Below are 22,501 nucleotides of genomic sequence, written 5' to 3'. Positions count from 1 at the left end.
GGTGAGCCGTCTCCTCGACCAGACGTTCCGGGACGCCGGCGGCCGGGTGGTTTCCGCCCTCGCTGCCGCCTTCCGTGATCTCGATCTGGCCGAGGAGGCCTTCGCCGAGGCCTGTGCCCGCGCGCTGGAACGATGGGGCGACGCCCCGCCGGCCGATCCGGCGGCCTGGCTCTATGCCGTCGCCCGGCGCTGGGCGCTCGACCGCTTCCGCCGCCGCGCCACCGCCGCCGCCTGGCGCCCCGACGATGCGCCGCCCGAGCCGACCCCCGAGGACCACGTCATGGCGCTGGATCAGCCCATACCCGACGAGCGGCTGCGGCTGATCTTCGTCTGCTGCCACCCCGCGGTCAGCCCCGACGCCCGCGCGGCCCTGACGCTCCGTACCGTCTGCGGCCTGTCGACGGTCGAGGTCGCCGCCGCCTTCCTGACGCCCGAGCCGACCCTGGCCCAGCGGCTGGTCCGGGCGAAGCGCAAGATCGCCGAGGCCGGCGTGCCCTACGACGTCCCCTCCCCCGACCGCTGGCCCGAGCGTATGGACGCGGTCCTGTCGACGCTCGAGGTCGCCTATGCCCAGGCGCATGCCGATGCCGCGGGGGACGGGCCCCATGCCGACTTCGCCACCGGGATGCTGAACCTGACCGGCCTGCTCGCCCGGCTCGCGCCCGACGATGCGGAGGCGCAGGCCCTGGCCGCCACGGTCCGCTATTCCGAGGCCCGCCGCCCGGCCCGCCTCGCTCCCGACGGGGCCATGGTGCCCCTGACCGAGCAGAACACGGCCGACTGGAGCCCCGCCCTGATCGCCGAGGCCGGGCGGTTCGTGGCTCGCTCCGCGGCCATCTCCCATGCCCGGCGCGCCGTGCCCGGTCCGCGCGCGCTCCAGGCTGCGATCCACGGGGCTCATGCCGACCGCGCCACGACGGGTCTTACCGACTGGGCCGCCATCCTTGGCCTCTACAACCTGCTGCTGCTCCAGCGCGACGACCCGGTGATCCGCACCAACCGCGCGGTCGCCCTGGCCGAGGTCGAGGGTCCGGCGGCCGCGCTCGACGCCCTGCTCTGCATCGACGCCCCGGGCTGGTTGCCCCTGCACGCCGCCCGCGCCGAGATGTTCGCCCGTCTGGGCTGGGACAAGGATGCCCGCGAGGATTACGACGCCGCCCTGGCGCTGGGTCCGTCATCGGCGGAGGCCTTGTTCCTGAAGGCCCGACGGGATCGTCTCCTCCCCAGCGCGCAGCGTTGGGGCTTGCGGTCGGCTCGTATACGAGCCGATCCTCAAGGCAGCGAGCCCTTTGCGAGCTGACGGAGGGGTTCTTCGTGCACGAAGAACCCCTCCGTCTCCTCCGCTTCGCTACGGATCCACCTCCTCCTGCTTCGCACGGGGAGGAGACGCTGCTAAGCCTCGCTGCATGAAGCGCATCGCCCTGACCCTCGCCGCCCCGATCCTATCCGCCCTGGCGCTCGCCGCCTGCGCCACCGCGCCGGTGCCGACGCCCGCCCCGGCCGCCCATTCGACCCCGGCAGAGTACGAGGCCGGTCAGGCCGCCTATCTGGCCTGGAACGGTCAGCGACGCGGCTGGACGACCACCGCCTCCGGCCTGCAGTACCGCCGAGAGGGCCGCGCCCATCCCGAAGGTCGCCAGCCCACCGCCACCGATACGGTCAAGGTCCACTACGAGGGCACCTTCATCGACGGCCGCAAGTTCGACTCCTCCTACGACCGGGGCGAGCCCGCCGAGTTCCCGCTGAACCGCGTCATCCGTGGCTGGACCGAGGGCGTCGCCCTGATGCGCGTGGGCGAGACATTCTACTTCGCCATCCCGGCTACCCTGGGCTACGGCGACCGCTGGGTCGGCGGGGACGAACTGCCGCCCAACTCCACCCTGCTGTTCAAGGTCGAACTTCTGGACGTGAGCCCGGGCGCGTAGGACCTTCTCCATGACCCTGCACGCCGCCTACGACCCGTCCAACATCTTCGCGAAGATCCTGCGCGGCGAGATCCCCGCCGTGAAGGTCTGGGAGGACGACGGCGTCCTGGCCTTCATGGACGTTTTCCCTCAAAGCGAAGGCCACGTCCTGGTGATTTCGAAGACCTCGACCGCGCGCAACCTGCTGGAGGTCGAGCCCGAAACCCTGGCGACCCTGACCGCCGCCGTGCAGCGCACCGCCCGCGCCGTGGTCGGGGCCCTGTCGCCCGAGGGCTTTTCGATCATGCAGTTCAACGGCGAGGCCGGCGGCCAGACCGTCTTCCACCTGCACGTCCACATCATCCCCCGCTGGGCGGACCGGCCCATGAAGGGCCATGGTCAGGCAGGGATGGCCGATGTCGAAGCCCTGAAGGCGACGGCGGCGAAGATCGCCGCGGCCCTGGACTAAAACGGCCCCCGGAACACGAACCACGCCCCCAGGAAGATGAAGGCGAACCCCACCCCGTGGTTCAGCGTCAGCCTCTCGCCCAGGACGGTGACCGAGAAGACCGCGAACACCAGCAGGGTGATCACCTCCTGCATCGTCTTCAGTTCTGCGGCGGAATAGACCTGATGCCCGATCCGGTTCGCGGGCACGGCCAGGCAGTATTCGAAGAAGGCGATGCCCCAGCTGACGATCACCACGATCCACAGCGGCTTGGACCCGAACTTCAGGTGGCCGTACCAGGCGAACGTCATGAAGACGTTGGACAGCGCCAGCATGACCACGGGCAGGATGTAGGACGTGTTCGGCATGGCGTTTCATAGCTTGCGCCCGCCGCACCACGCCAGTTAAACGCTCCCAGCCCAAGGCCCCGGGCCGGCTTAGCTCAGTTGGTAGAGCGCCAGTTTTGTAAACTGGATGTCGCGGGTTCGATTCCTGCAGCCGGCACCACGCCTGCGCCCCACCCGGAACTACGCGGCAGACGACAGACCCGGGCCCGATGCCCAGGGCGGGACCGGCAGGCCCTTGCCGGCCAGGAACTCGGCGTTGAACAGCTTGGACGCATAGCGCGAGCCGGGGTCGCACAGCACCGTCACGATCGTCTTGCCCGGCCCCAGCTGCCGCGCCAGCCGCACGGCCCCCGCGATGTTCACCCCCGCCGACCCGCCCAGCGACAATCCCTCGTGCACCACGAGGTCGAACAACAGCGGCAGGAACTCGGCGTCCTCGATGCGATAGGCGTGATCGGGCGTGAAACCTTCCAGATTGCCCGTGATCCGCGCCACCCCGATGCCCTCGGTGATCGATGACCCCTCGGCCGTCATCACCCCCTGGGTGAACCAGTTGAACAGCGCCGCGCCCGCCGGATCGGCCAGCGCCACCTGGATCCCGGGATCCCGCTCCTTCAGGAAGGTCCCCGCCCCCACGATCGTGCCGCCCGACCCGACCGCGCTGACGAAGCCGTCGATCCGCCCGCCGGTCTGCTCCCAGATCTCGGGGCCTGTGCCGGTGTAGTGGGCCTCGCGGTTGGCGGTGTTGTCGAACTGGTTGGCCCAGATGGCCCCGTTCGGCTCCGAGGCGTCGAGCTCCCTCGCCAGCCGCCCGGAGTAGTGGACGAAGTGGTTGGGGCTGGAAAACGGCGCGGCGTCCACCTCGATCAGCCGGGCTCCCAGCGCGCGGATCGCCGACTTCTTCTCCTCGGACTGGGTCCGGGGAATGACGATCACCACCGGATGGCCCAGCGCCGCCCCGACAAGAGCCAGTCCGATCCCGGTGTTTCCCGCCGTGCCCTCGACGATCGTCCCGCCGGGCTTCAGCGAGCCGTCGGCCCGTGCGGTCTGGACGATGGACAGGGCGGCCCGGTCCTTGATCGACCCGCCGGGGTTCATGAACTCGGCCTTGCCCAGGATCTCGCAGCCGGTGGCTTCCGACAGACGGTTCAGCCGGATCAGCGGCGTGCGGCCGATGAGGTCGATGATGGAGTCGGTGGGCATGGGGGTCTCGGGATGCGTCAGACTGCGGGGACCAGTCGCCCGCCAAGGTGGATGCCGCACTCGGTCTTGTCCACGCCCGACCAGCGTCCGGAGCGGGCGTCCTGCCCCTCCGCCACGGCCGAGGTGCACGGCCAGCAGCCGATCGACAGATAGCCCTGCGACACCAGGGGATGACGCGGCAGGTCGCGCGCGACGGCATGGTCCTCGATCTGCTCGGCGCTCCACCCGGCCAGCGGATTGATGCGCAGCTGCCCGTCCAGAACCTCGAAGACCTCCAGCGCCTGTCGCGTCCCGGCCTGATAGCGCTTCCGCCCGGTGATCAGGGCGTCGAACCCCGCGGATGCCCGCGCCAGAGGACGGACCTTGCGCAGGTTGCAGCAGGCATCGGCATCGCTTCGCCACAGATCGTCCTTCGGGTCGAGGTCGGCCCGTTCCCCGGCGTCGGGCACGACCAGCCGGACGTCGGTCAGGCCCAGCCGCTCCGTCAGCGTGCGTCGGTACTGCAGGGTCTGCAGGAAGTGCTGACCGGTCTCCAGGAACAGGACCGGCGTGTCCGGCCGCGTCCGCGCGATCAGGTCCAGCAGCACCGCCGCCTCCGCCCCGAAAGACGACAGGGCCGCGATCTTCAGACCCGGCACGGCGAAAGCCGCGCGCAGGACGTCGAGAGGTTCGGCCTCGCCTGCCTCGGCACTCAGCCGGGCCGCGAGCGTCTCGGGATCGTGTCTCGCCTCAGCCGCCCGCCGTCGCCAGGCCGGCACGGTCTCGTCCGCCGCCGGCTGATAGGCCACGTCGAACGCCGCCAGCATCCGCTCCCACGGCCCTGCATCGTCGCCGGCCGGACGCTCGACCGCGTCGAAGCCCGACCGCTTCAGATGCCGCGCCTGGTCCGGCAACACATGCCCGGCCGCCACCAGCCGGCCGGTCCAGCCCCGCTCGCGCAGGATGGAGGCCAGGGAGAACCCCCGCCCGTCGCGAAACGCGCCGAACTCCAGCACCAGGCTGTCGGCACTCCCGGCCGCCGCCTCGACCTCGTCCAGAGGGGTCGAGACCGGCAATCTCAAGCCCGGCACGGTCGGCTCAAGCAGTCGCATCGATCGTCTCGTAGATGGCCTGGCGGAACGGGTCGGCGCCGACCCGGCGGACGGTGTCGATGAAGCGCTCGCTCCCGGTCCGGATGACCAGATAGCGGTCCAGCGCCCGCTGGATGGCCGGAGCGACCTCGTCGGCGGGCAGGCTGCGCCCCACGATCTCGCCCAGCGACGCCTGTTCGTCAGGCGAGCCGCCGACCGTGATCTGGTAGTATTCCTCGCCCTTCCGGTCGACGCCCAGCACGCCGATATGCCCCACGTGGTGGTGCCCGCAGGCATTGATGCAGCCGCTCATGTTGATCCGCACGGGCCCGATCCGCTCCTGCCACGCCATGTCGTGAAGACGTCGCGAGAGGGCCTGCGCCACAGGGATGGAACGCGCATTGGCCAGACTGCAGTAATCCAGTCCGGGGCAGGCGATGATGTCGGTGACCAGATCGGCGTTGGCCGTCGCCAGCCCCGCCGCCTGCAGCGCCCGCCACAGCGCCGGCGTGTCGTCCAGCCGGACATGGGGCAGGACCAGGTTCTGCTCATAGGCGGCGCGCACCTCGTCGAACGAGAACCGCGCGGCCAGATCGGCCACCGCCTCCATCTGCGCCGCCGTGATGTCGCCCGGCACGCCGTCGACCGGCTTCAGCGAGATCACCACGCTGGCATAGCCCGGCTGGCGATGGCGGCGGATGTTGTTGCGGCTGAACCGGGCGAAGTCCGGATCGGCCAGCACCGCCCGGTCGAACGCGCCCGACGTCTTGGGCAGGTCGGCGAAGGCGGGCGGGTCGAAATAGGCGCGGATTCGGTCCATCTCGGCGTCGGGGATGCGCAGATCCTCCTGCCGCAGGGTGGCGAACTGCCGCTCCACCTCCTCGCGGAAGGCCTCGATGCCCAGCGACGCGACCAGGATCTTGATCCGCGCCTTCTGATTGTTGTCCCGCCGACCCAGCAGATTATAGGCCCGCAATATGGCCGTCAGATAGGCCAGGATCTCCGATCCCGGCACCGCTTTGGCGATCTCCTGGCCCAGATACGGCAACCGCCCCTGACCGCCGCCGACGAAGACCTGGAACGCGGTCCCGCCGTCTTCCCCGCGCACGATGCGCAGGCCGACGTCGTGGGTCTGGATCGCCGCCCGGTCCTTCTCGGCCCCGATCACCGCAACCTTGAACTTGCGCGGCAGGAAGCTGAACTCCGGATGGATGGTCGACCATTGCCGCAGGATCTCGCACCACGGCCGGGGATCCTCGACCTCGTCGTCGGTCGCCCCGGCGAAGACGTCGGTGGTGACGTTGCGGATGCAGTTGCCGCTGGTCTGGATGGCGTGCATCTCGACCTCGGCCAGTTGTTCCAGGATCGCCGGCAGGTCGCTCAGCGCCGGCCAGTTGAACTGGATGTTGGTGCGGGTGGTGAAGTGGCCGTAGCCCTTGTCGTAGGTCCGGGCGATGTGGGCCAGCCGCCGCATCTGGGCCCCGCTCATGACTCCGTAGGGCACCGCGACCCGCAGCATATAGGCGTGCAGCTGCAGATAGACCCCGTTCATCAGCCGCAGGGGCTTGAACTCGTCCTCGGTCAGGGCCCCGGAGACCCGCCGTTCGACCTGGTCGCGGAACTCCTCGACCCGCTGACGCACCAGCGCCGCGTCGAACTCGTCGTAGCGATACATCAGACGGGCGCTCCCGACAGGCTGTTGCCCACCGTCGGTCCCGCCGAACGGATCGACTCCTTCAGGCGGTCGCGGCCGACGAAGGCGTGATCCGCCACCTCGACCAGATAGGGGTTCACGAACACCTCGGGCCGCCCCGCCGCGCGATCCCGGGCCGCCTCGGCCCCGTCGTCGTCGAACGCGACCGCCTCGGAGACCGAGTCCACCGGCCGGTCGCCGTCCCCCAGATAGATCACCCGCCCGTCGCTGAGGCGGTTCGCGGTCACGATCCTCACGCCGCCGCCTCCGCCCGCACGTCCAGCTGGGCCGCGCTGAAGGCCGCGCATTCGCCGACGAACAGCAGGGCCGGGCCGGTCAGATTCGCGCGTGCGACCAGCCCGCCCAGATCGTCGAGCGTCCCGGTGATGACCCGCTCGTCCGGTCGCGAGCCGTTCTCCACGATGGCGACCGGCGTCGCGCCGGCCCGCCCCGCGGCGATCAGCGAGGCCGCGGTCTCCGCCGCCCGGCCCGTGCCCATATAGATGGCCAGGGTCTGGTTCGGTCCGGCCAGCCGCTGCCAGTCCGGCGCGACCCCGGCCGGCTTCTCCTGCGCCGTGACAAAGGTCACCGACTGGGCATGGTCCCGGTGCGTCAGAGGAATGCCCGCAGAGGCCGCGCAGGCCAGGGCCGCCGTCACGCCCGGCACCACGAACACCGGCACGCCCGCCGCCCGCATGGCTTCCAGCTCCTCGCCACCGCGCCCGAAGACGAACGGATCGCCGCCCTTCAGCCGCACGACCCGCTGCCCGGTGCGGGCTTCGGCGATCATCAGCTGTTCGATCTGGTCCTGCGGCACGGAGTGGTCACCCCGCGTCTTGCCGACATACAGCCGTCGCGCATCGCGGCGGGCCCGCGCCAGAACCGCCTCGGGCACCAGCCGGTCGTGGATGATGACGTCCGCGTCCTGCAGCACCCGCAGGGCCTTCAGCGTCAGCAGTTCCGGATCGCCCGGCCCCGCGCCCACGATGTGCACCACGCCCTGTTCCGGCGCGGCGACGTTCATCAGCCGCAGCATCTCGCGCCGCGCCTCGGCCACCTTGCCCGCCCCGACCAGATCGGCCGCCGAGCCGCGGAAGGCGCGCTCCCAGAACCGCCGTCGCGCGAGGAAGTCCGGCACCGTCGCCTTGACCGTATCGCGCAGCTCGCCCGCCAGCCGCGCCAGCGGCCCCAGGGCGGCGGGCAGGATGGCCTCGATCCTCGAGCGCAGGTCCCGGGCCAGGATGGGGGCCGCCCCCCCGGTCGCGATGGCCACGACGATCTGGTCGCGGTCGATCAGGGCGGGGGTCTGGAAGTCCCCCAGCGCCGGCCGGTCCACGACATTGACCTGCGCCCCGGCCGCCCGCGCGACCCCGGCCAGCCGTGCCGCCTCGGTCTCGTCGTCCAGGGCGATGAAGACCAGCCGCGATCCCCACAGATCGTCCTCGACAGGCGTCCGCTCGATCGGCACGGGGCCGCCCCGTGGCATGGAGGTCGCCCCGGGCAGGCCCTCGGGCGCGAACCACAGGACCTCGGCCGGGCTGTCGGCGAACAGACGGAGTTTCGCCAGCGCCGCCTCGCCGCCGCCGATCACGACGACGCGGGCATGGTCCAGGGGGATGGAGGCGAGAAAGACACGCATGGCGACGGCTCCGCGCCGGACGTGCCAACAGCACTCTGGCGTGCCGCTCCTATCGACCCCCGCCGGCAAGCTTCACAAATCAGATTGTCTTCGCGTCGCTGATAGGATTTCTAGGGGCATGGCCAGACCCCTTCTTCCCCTCAACGCCCTGCGCGCCTTCGAAAGCGCGGCGCGCCATCTGAACTTCACGCGCGCGGCGGATGAATTGTCCGTCACGCCCGGCGCGGTCAGCCAGCAGATCCGCCTGCTGGAAGACACGGTCGGCGGCCCCCTGTTCAAGCGCGAGGCCAAGGGGCTGCAGATCACGGACCTCGGCCGCGCGGCCGCGCCGCTGCTGCGCGAGGGGTTCGAACGGCTGATGGACGCCTCCGCCCTGCTGCGCGAACCGCCCCGCCGCCGCCAGATCTCGGTCAGCGTGGCCCCGTCGTTCGCCGCCAAATGGCTGATGCCGAGGATGGACGATTTTCACGCCGCCCACCCGGAGATCGAGGTCTGGATCTCGGCCGACATGGAGCCGGTCGATCTGACCGAGGGGGCCGCAGACCTCGCCGTCCGGTACGGCCCCGGCAACTACGGCGGCCACGTCTCCCAGTTGCTGATGACCGAGACGGTCCTGCCCGTCTGCGCCCCTCGCCTGATGACCGGCGATCATCCCATCCACTCGCCCGGCGATCTGATCCACCATACCCTGCTGCACGACGTCTCGTCGGACGCCGACCCCAGTCGTCCGGACTGGGCCATGTGGCTGAAGGCGCGAAAGGTCCGCCACCCCGATCCGCGCCGGGGCTCCCGCTACAACCAGTCCAGCCTGCTGATCGAGGCCGCCATCGCCGGTCGCGGCATCGCCCTGGCCAAGCGGACCCTGGCCCAGGCCGACCTGGCCGCCGGACGACTGGTCGCCCCGTTCGCGGACGGCTCGGAGGCGGTGGGTTTCGCCTATTCCGTCATCATGCCCCGCGACCGACCGGCGTCGGCCAGCGCGCTGGCTTTCACCGCATGGTTGAAACGCCAGGCCATCGACCATGACAACAACATGGATGTCCTGTAGGGCTCCTGAATGGAGCGCCGTCAGTTTTCCTATCACCGACGCGCACGATTGCTCGTTCGACGTGAACGCCAGGGTCCGGCACTGCACGGGCCTTGCCGAGGATCCGACGTGCACGCCGATCTGACACTGACAGCCCACCCTGCCACCGAGCCGCGCGCGGCCGCCGCGCCGGTCGCCACGGCCAACGCGCATCTGCGCCGCCTCGAGAGCGAGGCCATCGAGATCCTGCGCGAGGTGGCCGCCACCGCCCGCAATCCGGTCATGCTGTATTCGATCGGCAAGGACTCGGGCGTGATGCTGCATCTGGCCCGCAAGGCCTTCTTCCCGGCCCCGATCCCCTTCCCGCTCCTGCACGTCGACACGACCTGGAAGTTCCGGGAGATGATCGCCCATCGCGACGCCATCGCCGACCTCTATGGCGTGCGCCTGATCGTGCATATCAACCCCGACGGCGCGGCGCGCGGTATCGATCCCGTCCGCTCCGGCGGCGAGACCCACACCCGAGTCATGAAGACCGAAGGCCTGAAACAGGCGCTGGAGGCCCACGGCTTCGACGCGGCCTTCGGCGGAGCCCGCCGCGACGAGGAGGCCTCGCGCGCCAAGGAGCGCATCTTCTCGGTCCGCAACGCCGCCCATGCCTGGGAGCCCCGTCTGCAGCGCCCCGAGCTCTGGCGGCTGTACAATACGCAGATCGAGCCGGGCGAAAGCCTGCGCGTCTTCCCCCTGTCCAACTGGACCGAGCGCGACGTCTGGGAATACACCCGCGCCGAGGCCATCCCCGTGGTGCCCCTGTATTTCGCCGCGCCCCGTCCGACCGTGATCCGTCAGGGCCAGCTGATCGTGCGCGACGACGACCGACTGCCGCTGCAACCCGGCGAGGTGCCGGAACTGCGCCGCGTCCGCTTCCGCTCCCTGGGCTGCTATCCGCTGAGCGCGGCGGTGGAGTCCGACGCGACCACGCTGGACGCCGTCATCGCCGAGCTGGATGCCAGCCGACACTCCGAGCGTCAGGGCCGCCTGATCGACGGCGAAGGCACCGCTTCCATGGAGATGAAGAAGCGCGAAGGGTATTTCTGATGGACGGCTCGACCCTCGCCGTACGCCCGCCGCGCCCTCCCGCCGGGTCGCGCGACCTGCTGCGTTTCCTGACCTGCGGCTCGGTGGACGACGGCAAGTCCACCCTGATCGGCCGGCTGCTGTTCGACCTGGGTCAGGTGCCCGACGATCAGCTGGTGACCCTGAACCGCGATTCCCGTCGCTTCGGCACGGACGGCGATGCGGCCGACTATGCCCTGCTGCTGGACGGACTGTCGGCCGAGCGCGAGCAGGGCATCACCATCGACGTCGCCTACCGCTATTTCTCCTCGCCCCGGCGCAGCTTCATCGTCGCCGACACGCCGGGCCACGCCCAGTACACCCGCAACATGGCGACCGGGGCCTCGACCTGCGACCTGGCGGTGATCCTGGTCGATGCGACCAAGGGCCTGTCGGAACAGACCCGCCGCCACAGCCGCATCGTCGCCCTGTTCGGCATTCGTCAGGTCATTCTGGCCGTCAACAAGATGGACGCGGTCAACGGCGACGCCGCCGTCTTCGACGCCATCGCCTCGGCCTACGCCGGGGTCGCCCTCGAGCAGGGCCTGACCCGGGTCACCGCCATCCCCATCAGCGCGCGTCACGGGCACAACCTGGTCCGCCGCTCGGCCTCCACGCCCTGGTACACCGGCCCCACCCTGATCGAGGCGCTGGAGACCGCCGACACCCAGGCCCCCGGCCACGACGCGCCGTTTCGCCTGCCGGTCCAGTACGTCAGCCGTCCGGATCAGACCTTCCGGGGCTATAGCGGCTCCATCGCCTCGGGCCGGATCGCGGTCGGCGATCCCGTCGTCGTCGCCCCCTCGGGTCGCGCCGCCCGTGTCGCCCGTATCGTCTGCGCGGGCGAGTGGGCCGAGGATGCCGGGGCCGGGGATGCCGTCACCCTGGTGCTGGACCAGGACATCGACATCGCGCGCGGCGACGTGCTGGCCCCGCCCGCCGACCGTCCCTCGGCCGTCGACCGGTTCTCGGCCCGGCTGCTCTGGATGGACGAGGCCCCGCTCGACCCGGCCCGCAGCTATCTGCTCCGCATCGGCACCGCGCTCGTGCCCGCGCGTGTGACGGCCACCGATGACGCGGCCTCTCTGGTCCTGAACGAGATCGGCGACCGGATCATCCACACCAGCGGCCGGGTCGCCTTCGACGTCTTCGCCGACCACCCCGGCACCGGGGCGCTGATCCTGATCGACCGGGACACCCATGCGACCGTCGCGGCCGGCATTGCGCTGGCCGCCCTCGACCAGCCCGGCGACATCCACCGCGTCGCCCCGGCGGTCGATCGCGCCGCCCGGGAACGTCGGAACGGCCACGGCGGAGCCGTCGTCTGGATGACCGGCCTGTCCGGCTCGGGCAAGTCGACCATCGCCGCCGCGCTGGAGCGTCGCCTCCACGCCGCCGGCGTTCGCACGGTGGTCCTCGACGGCGACAACCTGCGCCACGGCCTGAACCGCGACCTGGGCTTCTCCGACACCGACCGCAGCGAAAACGTGCGCCGCGTGGCCGAGGTCGCCCACCTGTTCGCCGAGACCGGGGTCGTGGCGATCTGCGCCCTGATCTCGCCGACCCACGCCCAGCGCGCCCAGGCCCGGTCGATCTGCGGCGACACGCCCTTCCTCGAGGTCTTCGTGAACACGCCCCTGGACCTGTGCCGCGCGCGCGACCCCAAGGCCCTCTATGCCCGCGCCGACGCCGGCGCGGTCGTCGGTCTGACCGGTGTCGGCTCCACCTACGAACCCCCGCTCGCCCCCGACCTGATCCTGCCCACCGCAGACCTGACGCCCGAAGCGGCGGCCCGCGCCGTGGCCGATCAGCTGACCGGGCTCGGCGTGACCCGCGCGATCTGAACCACTCTTTCGCCGCCCCAGGGGATGACGGGATTGGAGCGAGGTGCGATGGCTAGTGGCCAGACACCGCACACCCTCAACCCTCCTCCTCGCGCGCCCCGACTGCCCATGCCCGAACGCACCATCAACAAGCTGGGACACCGCATCGGCGCGCGGGGCGGCCGGACGCGCACGGCCATCCTCGACGCCACGCGGCGGCTGCTGGAACGCCGCCATCTGGGTGAGCTGCGCGTCGCCGACGTCGCGGCCGAGGCCGGGGTGTCGCCGTCGAATTTCTACACCTACTTCAAGACGGTCGAGGAGCCGGTCCTGGCCCTGTGCGAGGCGGCCGCCGTCGACTTCCAGCCCCTGTCGCGTCACCTGGACGGCGACTGGTCGGCCGACCAGGCCTTCGCCGCCGCCCGCGCCTATGTCGTCGATGTGCTGATGATCTGGCGCGACCACGGCCCCGTCCTGCGCATCGAGCACATGCTGGCCGACAAGGGCGAGGCGGGCTTCGTCGAGGCGCGCATCCGGCGTCTGCGCCGGGTCCACCTGTCGCTCGAACGTCGCATCGCCGTGGCCCACGCCACCGGCTATCACGCCCAGGGCCTGGACCCGCGCCTGGCCTCCTACGAGGTCGCGAATCTGGTCGAGTCGGTCGCCGCCGGGTTCGAACTGATGCGACGCGGAGACACGCCGTCGGACGCGATCCTCGACACCACGGCCCACATCGTCGTCAAGCTTGTCACGGGGCGTTGAGCCACGACCGATTCTGACGCAGCCAGCCCTTATGCTGGCTTGGCGACCACGGTCTTTGGCATCGTAAGATAGATTACCCCCCGAACGGGTCGGACGGGTCGAACGGGTCGAACGGGTCGGACTATGTTTTTTCGTCCGCCTGGCGCTACCCCCCGATCGGCCCGTACAGCCAGGTCAGCCAGACGCCGATCGCCAGGAAGGTCCCGAACGGCAGCCGGTCGCCGCCGCTCACGCTCCGCCGCGTGATCAGCAGCGTCAGCACGACGCTGAACCCCGCGGCACAGGCCCACAGCAGCACGCTGGGCAGCCCCATCCAGCCGACCCAGGCCCCCGCCCCCGCGAACAGGATCGGATCGCCGCCGCCCAGCCCGTCGCGCTTGCGGACCAGCCGGTACAGCGCGGCTAGCGCCCACAGGGACCCGAACCCGAAGGCCGCTCCGATCAGCGACGCAACCGGCCAACCCTGCGCGATGACCGCCGCCGCGATCAGGCCGGTCACAATCAGCGGCAGGGTCAGCTCGTCCGGCAGCCAGAAATTCTCGGCGTCGATCAGGGCGATCAGCAGCAGCTGCCAGCCCAGAACCGCCGTTGCGACGACCATGATCCAGCCCGCCTCGGCCCCGGACAGTCCGGCCCAGACCCCGATCGCCGCCGCCCCGCACTCGATCAGCAGATAGCGCGGCGACACCGCCGCCCCGCACATCGCGCACCGTCCGCGCTGCACCAGCCAGCTGACCACCGGCACCAGATGCCAGGCCTTCAGCGGGGCCCCGCAGCTCATGCAGTGCGACCGGCCGAAGACGACGTCCTCGTCGCGCGGCAGGCGCACCGTCACGGCGGCGATGAAGCTGCCGACGATCAGGCCCAGCAGGCCCATGATTATGGCGATGACGACAGGCGCGGGCACGGATCCCGCTTAGCGCGGTTCGGGCCTCAGCCGCCACCCAGGGCGACGGCCACGCGGTAGGTCACGAACGCCGCGCCATAGGCCAGGGCGAACATGTAGGCGATCATCACCCACATCCACTTCCAGCTGTTCAGCTCGCGTTTGACCACGCCCAGCGTCGCCACGCACTGGGGCGCGAAGACGTACCAGGCCAGGAAGCTGAGGCCGGTCGCCAGCGACCACTGCGCCGCCAGGGTGGCGCCGAGCAGGCTGCCGGCCGCCTCCGCATCGCCGATGGCATAGACGGTGCCCAGCGCGGCCACCGCCACCTCGCGCGCCGCCATTCCGGGCACCAGGGCGACGACCATCTGCCAGTTGAAGCCGATCGGCGCGAAGAGGGGTTCCAGCGAATGGCCGATCATCCCGGCGAACGAGTAGTCGATGGCCGGGTCTACGGCCCCCTCGGGCGGATAGGGGAAGGTCGACAGGGCCCAGACGACGATCATCAGCGGCAGGATGATCTTGGCCGCCCGCGCCATGAAGATGCGGGCCCGCAGCCACAGATTGATGGCCACCGATTTCACGTCCGGGGCCTTGTAGGCCGGCAGTTCCATCATGAAGGGCTCGACTGCCCCCCTCCAGAACACCTTGCGGATGACGAAGGAGACCAGCAGGGCGCTGATGATCCCCGCCGCATACAGGCCGAACATCACCAGACCCTGCAGGTTGGCGAAGCCCCAGACCGTCTCGTTGGGAATGAAGGCGGCGATAATCAGCGTATAGACCGGGATCCGGGCCGAGCAGGTCATCAGCGGGGCCACCATGATGGTGGTCAGCCGGTCCCGCTTCGAATCGATCACCCGCGCCGCCATGATCCCCGGAATGGCGCAGGCGAAGCTGGACAGCAGGGGGATGAACGCGCGCCCGTGCAGCCCCGCGCCGCCCATGATCCGGTCCATCAGGAAGGCCGCCCGGGCCATATACCCGAAGTCCTCCAGCACGATGATGAACAAGAACAGGATCAGGATCTGCGGCAGGAAGACCAGCACGGACCCCACGCCCGAGATGATCCCGTCGATCACCAGGCTCTGGAGCAGCCCGTCCGGCAGCACGGCCGCAACCTGCAGGCCCAGCCAGCCGAAGCCCGCCTCGATCCCGTCCATCAGGGGAGTGGCCCAGGTGAAGACCGCCTGGAACATGACGAACAGCAGCACCATCAGGATGGCCAGCCCGGCCACGGGGTGCAGCAGAACACCGTCGATCTTGCCGGTCAGGGTGTCGGGCCGCTCGGGCGGTCGCACGCAGTCGCGCATGATCTGCTCGGCCCGGCGGTGGGCTCCGCGCAGGGCCTCGGCATCCGGCGCGGTCCAGCCGTCGCCGGCGGACATCAAGCCCGGTCCGGCGGCCGTCTCGATCCCTTCGACCAGTTCGGCGATGCCGCGCTTGCGCGTCGCCACGGTGGTGAAGATCGGCACGTCCAGCGCCGCCGACAGCCGCTCGAGGTCGATCCGCAGGCCCTGGCGCTGTGCGATGTCGTACATGTTGAGCGCCAGCACCATCGGCCGACCGACCGCCTTCAGCTCAAGGATCAGCCGCAGCACCAGCCGCAGGTTGGTCGCATCGGCCACCGCCACGATCACGTCCGGCACGGCCTCGCCCTGAAGCCGGCCCAGGACGGCGTCGCGGGTGACCTCTTCATCGGGACTGCGGGCGCGCAGAGAATAGGTGCCGGGCAGGTCCAGCACCGACATCGACCGGCCGGACGCGGCCAGAACCCGGCCCTCCTTGCGCTCGACGGTGACGCCCGCGTAGTTGGCGACTTTCTGGTGGGCCCCGGTCAGGGCGTTGAACAGCGCGGTCTTGCCCGAATTGGGATTGCCGACCAGCGCGACCCGGACGGGCCTGACGGCGACGTCCATGCCTACTCGGCGGCTTGAGCGAACAGCTCGATGGTCAGGCCGCGCGCCTCGCGACGCCGCAGGGCGACACGCATGTCATCCACCTTCAACGCCATGGGATCCTTGCCGATCGCACCCTGATGCAGCAGCTGGATCACGGCCCCTTCGACCAGGCCCAGCTCCAGCAGGCGGCGCTCCAGCTCGGCTCCATGTTCGTCGCGGGCATCCGCGCCGACCCGGGTGATGACACCCTTGTCGCCCAGACGCGCTTCGGACAGGGAAATCACGTTGCTCATGACACTCGCCTTGTCAGGGACCAGCTCTGAGTCCCCGTTACATGCGAACGCTTATCAGACGCGGAAGACGTTCGTCCAGAGGCAAGATATTCTCCCTCGCCTTCACGGGGCGAGACGCGTCGCCGCAGGCGAAGCCGCGACCGGCATGACGGTGCTCACACCCAGGCCGATCCCGCCCTGACGGCGAGGCCGCGGCCCCCTCCCTCACGCGGGGTAAGGAAGGGAGACGACGGTGACTACTCCGCGGCTGCTGGGACCGGATCGTTGGCGGTGGCTTCCTGGGCCTCCCACTCCTCGATCTTGCGGGCCGTGTACTCGGGCGACTTGGTGAACCGGGCCAGGGCCCCGTAGATCACCGGCACGACGAACAGCGTCAGCAGGGTCGAGAACATGGCACCGGTGAAGATCACCACCCCGATCGTCTGACGGCTGCCTTCCCCGGCACCCTGCCAGAGCGCCAGCGGCAGGGCCCCGAAAGCGGTCGCGATCGAGGTCATGATGATCGGCCGCAGGCGCAGCGAAGAGCTTTCGATGATCGCTTCGGTGATCGATCGGCCCTGGTCCCGCAGCTGGTTGGCGAACTCCACGATCAGGATGCCGTTCTTGGCCGCGATGCCGATCAGGATGATCAGCCCGATCTGGGAATAGATGTTCAGGCTCGAGCCCGCCATGAACAGGCCGAACAGACCGCCCGCCGCTGCCAGGGGCACCGTCAGCATGATGACCGCCGGGGTGATCCAGCTTTCGAACTGCGCCGCCAGCACCAGGAACACCAGCAGCAGGGCCAGTGCGAAGGCCCAGGCCACGGCTCCACCCGCCTCCTGCTGGTCGCGCGCCGCGCCGCCGTACTGGATGTTGACCACCCCTCTCGGCTGTTCCGCGATCTGGGTGTCCATGAACGCCACGGCATCGGCGATCGTCGTACCCGGATTGAGGTCGGCCGACAGGGTGATGGCCCGTTGCCGGTCCAGACGCCGACGGTCCGGCGTGTCGCCCGACGTCTTGGTGGTGACCACCGACGACAGGGGCACCAGGGCACCCGACCCGGCTCCGACATACAGGGTTTCCAGATCGGCCAGCGACGAACGGTCCTCGCGATCCGTCTGCAGGATCACGTCGTACTCCTGCCCGCCCCGGATATAGGTCGTGGCCAGCCGGGAGCCGAACATGGTCTCCAGGGTCCGGCCGATCTCCTGGGACGAGACGCCCAGCGCTGCGGCCTTCTCGGGATCGACCTCGACCAGTACGCGCGGTGCGTTGGGCTCATAGTTCAGGCGTGGACGCGAAAAACCCGGGTTTTCCTGCGCCGCCGCCAGGACGGGCTGCAGCCAGTTGTAGATCTCGGCGTACTCGGATCCGGTCACGATCATCTCGATCGAGTTGCCGCCGCCGCCTCCCCGCTGGAAGGCTCCCGGAACCGACGCATTGACCTGCGCGCCGGTCTGGCCGCGCAGCTTGCCGTTCAGTTCCTGGGCGATCTCGTCCGCCGACCGGTCCCGCTCGGACCAGTCCTTCAGGATCAGCGAGGCGTTGCCGGAGTTGAAGCTGCCACCGCCGAAGCCGGGCGAGGAGATCAGATAGCTCTCGACCTCGCCGTTGGCCTTGTACTCGGCCAGGATGGGCTCGAGGCCCAGCATGATCTTGCGGGTGTAGTCGAAGCCGGCCCCCTCAGGACCCTGCACCCGGACCTGAACCCGGCCGCGATCCTCCGGCGGCACCAGCTCGTCCGGCAGGGTCACGAACATGGTCGCCGCACTTGCCCCGACCAGCACGATCAGCAGCGACACGCCGATGACGGCGATCCGCTTGCCGACCAGCATCTTCAGCGAGTCCGCATAGGAGTTCTTCAGGCCGTCCATGGCCCAGTCGACTTTGCGCGCCACCCAGCCGGATCCGGCGGCGGGCCGCAGGATCTTGGAGGCCAGCATCGGCGACAGGCTGAGCGCGAGGAAGGCGGAGAAGGCCACGGCCGCCGCGATCGCAGCCGCCAGCTCCACGAACAGCCGCCCGACGTATCCCGGAAGGAACAGAAGCGGGGCGAACACCGACAGCAGGGTGATGGTGGTGGCGATGACGGCGAAGAAGACCTGACGCGTTCCGCGCTCTGCGGCCACCAGCGGCGGCTCGCCGTGGTCCAGCCGGCGCTGGATGTTCTCGACCACCACGATGGCGTCATCGACCACCAGACCGATCGCGAGCACGAGGGCCAGCAGGGTCAGCAGGTTCAGCGAGAAGCCCAGCGGCGCCAGGACGATGAAGGTCGACAGCAGGCAGATCGGGGCCACGATGGACGGGATCAGCGCTGCCCGGAGGCTGCCCAGGAAGATGAAGTTCACCAGGGCGACCAGCGCCATGGAAATCCCGATGGTGATCCAGACCTCGTCGATGGCGTGCGAGGTGAAGACCGAGTTGTCGGAGCCCACGACCAGTTCGGTGTCGTCGGGCAGGCTGGGCCGGATTTCCTCCACCAGGGCCTCGACGCCCTTGGAGATTTCCAGATCGTTCGACTGGGCCTGACGCGTCACGGCCAGACCGATCTGATCCAGGCCGTTACCCCGGAACAGGCGACGCGCTTCCGCCGGAGCCTCCTCGACCCGGGCGATGTCGCCCAGGCGGGTCACATAGCTGGCCCGCGGCTGCAGCGCGCCGCTGGCCCCCGATCCGTTCGGAATCGACCCGGTGGAGACCGCGCCGGAGGCTCCCGCCGAGCCGATGGAGGCGGACCCGGTCGTGCCGATCGGCAGCTGGGCGAAGTCCTGGGCCCGCGCATAGGTCCGGGCCACGCGGACGGTGTAGTCCTTGTCGGTCGACTCCAGCGCACCGGCCGGCAGTTCGACGTTCTGGCTACTCAGGGATTGTTCGACGTCGGAGACGGTCAGGCCGCGCGCGCCCATGGCGTCGGCGTCCAGCCAGATGCGCATGGCATAGCGCTGCTCGCCATAGATCTGGGCTTGGGCCACGCCCGGCACGGTCGCCAGCCGGTCCAGCAGATAGCGGTCGGCATAGTCGGTCAGCTCCAGCCGGTTCATCGACGACGACCGCAGGAACAGGATCATGATCGGCTGGCTGTCGGAGTCCGCCTTGGAGACTTCCGGCGGCTGGGCCTGGTCGGGCAGGCGCCCCTGCACCCGGCTGACCCGGTCGCGCACGTCGGAGGCCGCGACGTCGATGTCGCGATCCAGGGCGAATTCGATGGTGACGTTCGAGCGCCCGTCCCGGCTGGACGAGGTGATCCGCTCGACACCCTGGATCCCGGCGACCTGCTGCTCGATCGGCTCGGTAATCCGGTTCTCGATGACCTCGGCCGAGGCCCCGGCATAGCTGGTGGAGACCGACACGATCGGCGGATCGACGTCCGGCAGTTCGCGCACCGGCAGGAAGAAGAAGGCAGCGGCCCCGATCACGCACAGCACGATGGCGGCCACGGCCGCCAACACCGGCCGCCGGACGGAAACGTCGGACAGCATCATCGCGCGGCCGCCTGCGGCTGAGCGGCGGCGTTCCGAGCGGCCGCGCCAGTCGGTGCCGTCGCTCCGGCCCGCTGTGCGCCTCCGGCCCCACCCACCGTCACCGGCGCATTGGGCTGGATGCGGTTCAGGCCGCCGGCGACGACCCGGTCGTTGGCGTTCAGGCCCGATACGATCTCGACGTAGCCGCCCTCGACCGCCCCGGTCTCGACCTCGACGCGCTGGGCCGTGGAGCCCCGCTCGCCGGCCGCGATGCGATACACGAAGGCTCCGTCGCCCTCATACTGCACGGCCGCTTCAGGCACGGCGGGCGTCTGGCGCTGGCCCTGCTGGATGGCCACCCGCATCAGCATGCCCGGCCGGATGCGTCCGCCCGGATTGGGGAACTCGGCGCGCGCCGTCACCGCGCGGGTCGTCTCGTTGATGCGGGTATCCACCAGCGCGATCCGCCCGGAGAACTGTTCGTTGCCATAGGCGTCCGCGGTGGCCGTGATCGAAAGCCCCGACCGCAGCACGCCGAGGTAGCGTTCCGGCACCGGGAAATCGACGCGGATCACCGAGGTGTCGTCCAGCGTGGTGATGACCGCGCCGGGGCTGATCAGGGTGCCTGCGGTGACCGTGGACAATCCAAGGGTGCCGGCGAAGGGCGCGCGGATGGAAAGGTCGCCCTGGCGCGCCAGCGCGGCCTGCAACGTGGCACGGGCGGTGGCCAGCTCGGCCCGGTATTGCTCGACCATCATCCGGGGAGCATAGCCCTGCTCGCCCAGCGCGGCGTAGCGTTCGTACTGCGTCTCGGCCAGCCCGACCCGGGCCCGCGCCTCGATGATGCCGGCCTCTTCCTCGCCGGCCTGCAACTGGACGAGCGGCGTGCCGGCCGCGACCCGCTGGCCGTCCCGGAACAAGACGCGCGTGATCAGCTGGCTGGTGCTGGAGGTGATGTTGACCGAGCGCTGACCGCGCGCGACGCCCAGCACGTTGATCTGGTCGCTGAAGGGGCGCTGCACGACCACAGCCGCCTCGACGGCCTGCCCGCGACCGCCGCCACGGCCCCCACCGGGGCCGCCCGCGCCCGCTTCGTCGCCGGCAAACGCCACGCGCATCACGGCGGCCACGATCATGAGACCCAGGACCACCGCCGCGGCGACGAGGAAGAAATGACGTTTGATCACGCGGGCACCGACTCCAGAATTCACGTCGGACGGCATAGCCGTTCCGCTTCACGAGGCAACTTAAAGAGTTTGTAACGTGAGCCGTTCCGGTTTCCGTCGCGGCATTCCACCACGGGTGCCCGGGTGTCAGAACCGCCGCCAGATCGCAACCACGGGACCCTCGGCCAGGGGCGTCTCGCGCCCTGCCACCGTCCGCCGCCAGCCCGCCTGCAGGCTCCAGGATCCAAGGTCACGCACGACCGACGTCTCGACCGACAGCCAGCGCGCGCCCGCGTCGTCGGTGACGCCTCCGAACGCCTGGCCCAGAACCATCCAGCCCTGCCCGAACCGGCTGCCGACCGTGAAATCCGCGCGCGTCTCGTCGGGCAGCCCGTCGCGCATCCGCCGCGCCGCCTGGACCTCGACGAAGGCCTGTCCGGGGATCAGACGGCCCGCCCAGCCCTGGCCGTCGCCAAACGACCGGCCGACCGATGCCCTCACTTCCCAATCCTGGTCACCGACGCCCGGCGCGGCGTAACCGGCGTTCCGCCCCTCGCCCGCGATCGCATAGCCGGCATACAGGCTGACGGCCGTCCGGTCGTCGCGCCAGGCCTGCCAGGTCAGCCCGATCTCGGCCGGACCCCGGCCCTGATAGTCGACGAAGGCATCCTCGCCCGACTGCCAGTCACCCTTGAACTGCAGCGTCACCCGGTCTGTCACGCCGTACTCGGCGAAGACCCCGATGGCCCGATCCTCGCGCGCCGCGGGCATCGGCACAGTCCGGCCCGAGGAATCGTAGCCGTCCCTCGCCCGCATCACCTCGGCCTTCAGGATGACCTGCGCCCGGCCCTTCTTCTGGGTCCAGGCCCCGGCCTCGACCGACGACGCCGCTGCCGCGAGCACAACGCCCGCAAGGCAGCGGCCCAGCATCAGGCGTCGTAGCCGGGCGATTTCCGCTCCAGCAGCCGCAGCGCGCCCGGCCAGGCCAGGCTGGAGATGAAGCCAATGCCCTTGCCCTGTTCCTTCGTCTCGGCCTGGGCGGCGTCGGGGGCCATCAGGACATGCTCGCGCCCACCCGACAGGGCGGCGATCTGCTGGGCACAGGCCCGCTCCAGGAAGAACATCCCGACCCAGGCCGCCGCCGCCGTCTGGCCGACCGCGAGCGTCCCGTGGTTGCGCAACAGCATCAGCGGCTTGTCCCCAAGGTCCGCCACCAGCCGTTCGCGCTCGTCATGGTTCAGCGCAAGGCCCTCGTAGCCGTGGTACGCGACCTGATGCTGCAGCAGGCAGGCGTTCTGGCCGATCGGCAGCAGGCCCTCCGCCTGCGCCGCCACGCCCACGCCCGCCACGGTGTGCAGATGGATGACGTAGTGTGCGTCCTCGCGGGCGGCATGGACCGCCGAATGGATCGTAAATCCGGCCGGATTGATGAAGCTCTGGGTCTCCTGGACGATATTGCCGTCCAGATCGACCTTCACCAGCGACGAGGCCGTGATCTCCTCGAAGTAGAGCCCGTACGGATTGATCAGGAAATGGTGCTCCGGCCCCGGGACGCGGGCGGAGATGTGGGTGAAGATCATATCGTCCCAGCCGTGCAGGGCGACGAGGCGATACAGGGCGGCCAGATCGACGCGCGCCTGCCATTCTTCGGCCGAAACACGCGACTTCAGGCTCTGGGCGGCACCGTCGGCCATGGTTCACTCCTGATCGGCGTTAACGAACGTCGGCCGGGACCCTCGCGCCAACCCGTGATGCGGTCAAGCCGGACCGCGTT

Annotated in this window: 20 protein-coding genes and 1 tRNA gene; 8 read left to right on the top strand and 13 right to left on the bottom strand. The window is 70.0% G+C overall.

Translation table 11 applies throughout. The annotated features are described in order from the left end of the window. Position 1 precedes the first annotated feature (1 nt). From BRESU_RS07405 to BRESU_RS07395, 3 genes are all read left to right on the top strand, one after another. Positions 2 to 1,300: an RNA polymerase sigma factor gene (locus BRESU_RS07405; RefSeq protein ID WP_013268917.1), complete on the top strand. Its 1,299-nt coding sequence runs from the start codon at positions 2 to 4 to the stop codon at positions 1,298 to 1,300. Between the two features lie 106 nt (positions 1,301 to 1,406). Further along, a complete protein-coding gene (locus tag BRESU_RS07400) occupies positions 1,407 to 1,925 on the top strand; it encodes an FKBP-type peptidyl-prolyl cis-trans isomerase (protein WP_013268916.1) in 519 nt (172 codons plus the stop codon). A 10-nt stretch (positions 1,926 to 1,935) separates the two neighbouring features. Beyond that, positions 1,936 to 2,373 carry an HIT family protein gene (locus tag BRESU_RS07395; RefSeq protein ID WP_013268915.1) on the top strand — a complete coding sequence of 146 codons (438 nt, stop codon included), beginning with the start codon at positions 1,936 to 1,938 and terminating at the stop codon, positions 2,371 to 2,373. Here the strand turns inward: BRESU_RS07395 and BRESU_RS07390 are convergent. Beyond that, positions 2,370 to 2,720, bottom strand: a complete 351-nt coding sequence (locus tag BRESU_RS07390; RefSeq protein ID WP_013268914.1) for a DMT family protein — start codon at positions 2,718 to 2,720, stop codon at positions 2,370 to 2,372. The two genes, BRESU_RS07395 and BRESU_RS07390, sit on opposite strands and share 4 nt — an antisense overlap. 63 nt (positions 2,721 to 2,783) lie before the next feature. Between BRESU_RS07390 and BRESU_RS07385 the strand changes: the two genes are divergently transcribed. Beyond that, positions 2,784 to 2,859, top strand: a tRNA-Thr gene (locus BRESU_RS07385). Between the two features lie 20 nt (positions 2,860 to 2,879). Here BRESU_RS07385 and BRESU_RS07380 read toward each other — a convergent pair. Genes BRESU_RS07380 through cysG form a run of 5 tightly spaced genes read right to left on the bottom strand, consistent with a single transcriptional unit; the run spans position 2,880 to position 8,304 of the window. Further along, on the bottom strand, positions 2,880 to 3,902 hold the full coding sequence (locus BRESU_RS07380; protein ID WP_013268913.1) for a cysteine synthase A: 1,023 nt from the start codon (positions 3,900 to 3,902) through the stop codon (positions 2,880 to 2,882). A gap of 17 nt (positions 3,903 to 3,919) precedes the next feature. Beyond that, complete coding sequence (locus BRESU_RS07375) at positions 3,920 to 4,993, bottom strand: phosphoadenylyl-sulfate reductase (protein WP_013268912.1); 1,074 nt, start codon at positions 4,991 to 4,993, stop codon at positions 3,920 to 3,922. Beyond that, positions 4,980 to 6,647, bottom strand: coding sequence for a nitrite/sulfite reductase (locus tag BRESU_RS07370; protein WP_013268911.1), 1,668 nt, complete (start codon positions 6,645 to 6,647; stop codon positions 4,980 to 4,982). Before BRESU_RS07370 ends, BRESU_RS07375 begins: the two co-directional genes overlap by 14 nt. After that, complete coding sequence (locus tag BRESU_RS07365; protein ID WP_013268910.1) at positions 6,647 to 6,922, bottom strand: DUF2849 domain-containing protein; 276 nt, start codon at positions 6,920 to 6,922, stop codon at positions 6,647 to 6,649. Before BRESU_RS07365 ends, BRESU_RS07370 begins: the two co-directional genes overlap by 1 nt. Further along, a complete protein-coding gene (gene cysG, locus BRESU_RS07360; RefSeq protein ID WP_013268909.1) occupies positions 6,919 to 8,304 on the bottom strand; it encodes a siroheme synthase CysG in 1,386 nt (461 codons plus the stop codon). Before cysG ends, BRESU_RS07365 begins: the two co-directional genes overlap by 4 nt. 118 nt (positions 8,305 to 8,422) lie before the next feature. On the opposite strand from cysG, the gene gcvA reads away from it, so the two are divergent. From gcvA to BRESU_RS07340, 4 genes are all read left to right on the top strand, one after another. Next, the gene (gene gcvA / locus BRESU_RS07355) at positions 8,423 to 9,352 is read left to right on the top strand and encodes a transcriptional regulator GcvA (RefSeq protein WP_013268908.1); all 930 of its coding nucleotides are present in this window, start codon (positions 8,423 to 8,425) and stop codon (positions 9,350 to 9,352) included. A 108-nt stretch (positions 9,353 to 9,460) separates the two neighbouring features. Then, on the top strand, positions 9,461 to 10,429 hold the full coding sequence (gene cysD / locus BRESU_RS07350; protein ID WP_013268907.1) for a sulfate adenylyltransferase subunit CysD: 969 nt from the start codon (positions 9,461 to 9,463) through the stop codon (positions 10,427 to 10,429). Then, positions 10,429 to 12,291, top strand: coding sequence for an adenylyl-sulfate kinase (gene cysC, locus BRESU_RS07345; protein WP_013268906.1), 1,863 nt, complete (start codon positions 10,429 to 10,431; stop codon positions 12,289 to 12,291). Before cysD ends, cysC begins: the two co-directional genes overlap by 1 nt. A 108-nt stretch (positions 12,292 to 12,399) precedes the next feature. Continuing rightward, the gene (locus BRESU_RS07340; RefSeq protein WP_041761426.1) at positions 12,400 to 13,032 is read left to right on the top strand and encodes a TetR/AcrR family transcriptional regulator; all 633 of its coding nucleotides are present in this window, start codon (positions 12,400 to 12,402) and stop codon (positions 13,030 to 13,032) included. 145 nt (positions 13,033 to 13,177) lie between these two features. On the opposite strand, the gene BRESU_RS07335 is transcribed toward BRESU_RS07340, so the two are convergent. From BRESU_RS07335 to BRESU_RS07305, 7 genes are all read right to left on the bottom strand, one after another. Further along, positions 13,178 to 13,939, bottom strand: coding sequence for a prepilin peptidase (locus BRESU_RS07335; RefSeq protein WP_013268904.1), 762 nt, complete (start codon positions 13,937 to 13,939; stop codon positions 13,178 to 13,180). Between the two features lie 26 nt (positions 13,940 to 13,965). Continuing rightward, a complete protein-coding gene (gene feoB, locus BRESU_RS07330) occupies positions 13,966 to 15,837 on the bottom strand; it encodes a ferrous iron transporter B (RefSeq protein WP_013268903.1) in 1,872 nt (623 codons plus the stop codon). Between the two features lie 2 nt (positions 15,838 to 15,839). After that, entirely contained in the window at positions 15,840 to 16,112 is a 273-nt protein-coding gene (locus BRESU_RS07325; protein ID WP_013268902.1) for a FeoA family protein, read from the bottom strand. Between the two features lie 236 nt (positions 16,113 to 16,348). Beyond that, positions 16,349 to 19,579, bottom strand: coding sequence for an efflux RND transporter permease subunit (locus tag BRESU_RS07320; RefSeq protein WP_041762247.1), 3,231 nt, complete (start codon positions 19,577 to 19,579; stop codon positions 16,349 to 16,351). Further along, complete coding sequence (locus BRESU_RS07315; RefSeq protein WP_041762246.1) at positions 19,579 to 20,748, bottom strand: efflux RND transporter periplasmic adaptor subunit; 1,170 nt, start codon at positions 20,746 to 20,748, stop codon at positions 19,579 to 19,581. Before BRESU_RS07315 ends, BRESU_RS07320 begins: the two co-directional genes overlap by 1 nt. Before the next feature lie 126 nt (positions 20,749 to 20,874). Further along, positions 20,875 to 21,657, bottom strand: coding sequence for a hypothetical protein (locus BRESU_RS07310; protein ID WP_013268899.1), 783 nt, complete (start codon positions 21,655 to 21,657; stop codon positions 20,875 to 20,877). Beyond that, the gene (locus tag BRESU_RS07305; protein WP_013268898.1) at positions 21,657 to 22,421 is read right to left on the bottom strand and encodes a class II aldolase/adducin family protein; all 765 of its coding nucleotides are present in this window, start codon (positions 22,419 to 22,421) and stop codon (positions 21,657 to 21,659) included. The genes BRESU_RS07310 and BRESU_RS07305 overlap by 1 nt, the downstream gene beginning before the upstream one ends. Positions 22,422 to 22,501: the final 80 nt, after the last annotated feature.

Source organism: Brevundimonas subvibrioides ATCC 15264 (genome assembly GCF_000144605.1).
GTDB classification, from domain to species: Bacteria; Pseudomonadota; Alphaproteobacteria; order Caulobacterales; family Caulobacteraceae; genus Brevundimonas; species Brevundimonas subvibrioides.
The sequence above is the reverse complement of the archived record's forward strand: the minus strand, read 5'-3'. Positions and strand labels throughout refer to the sequence as shown.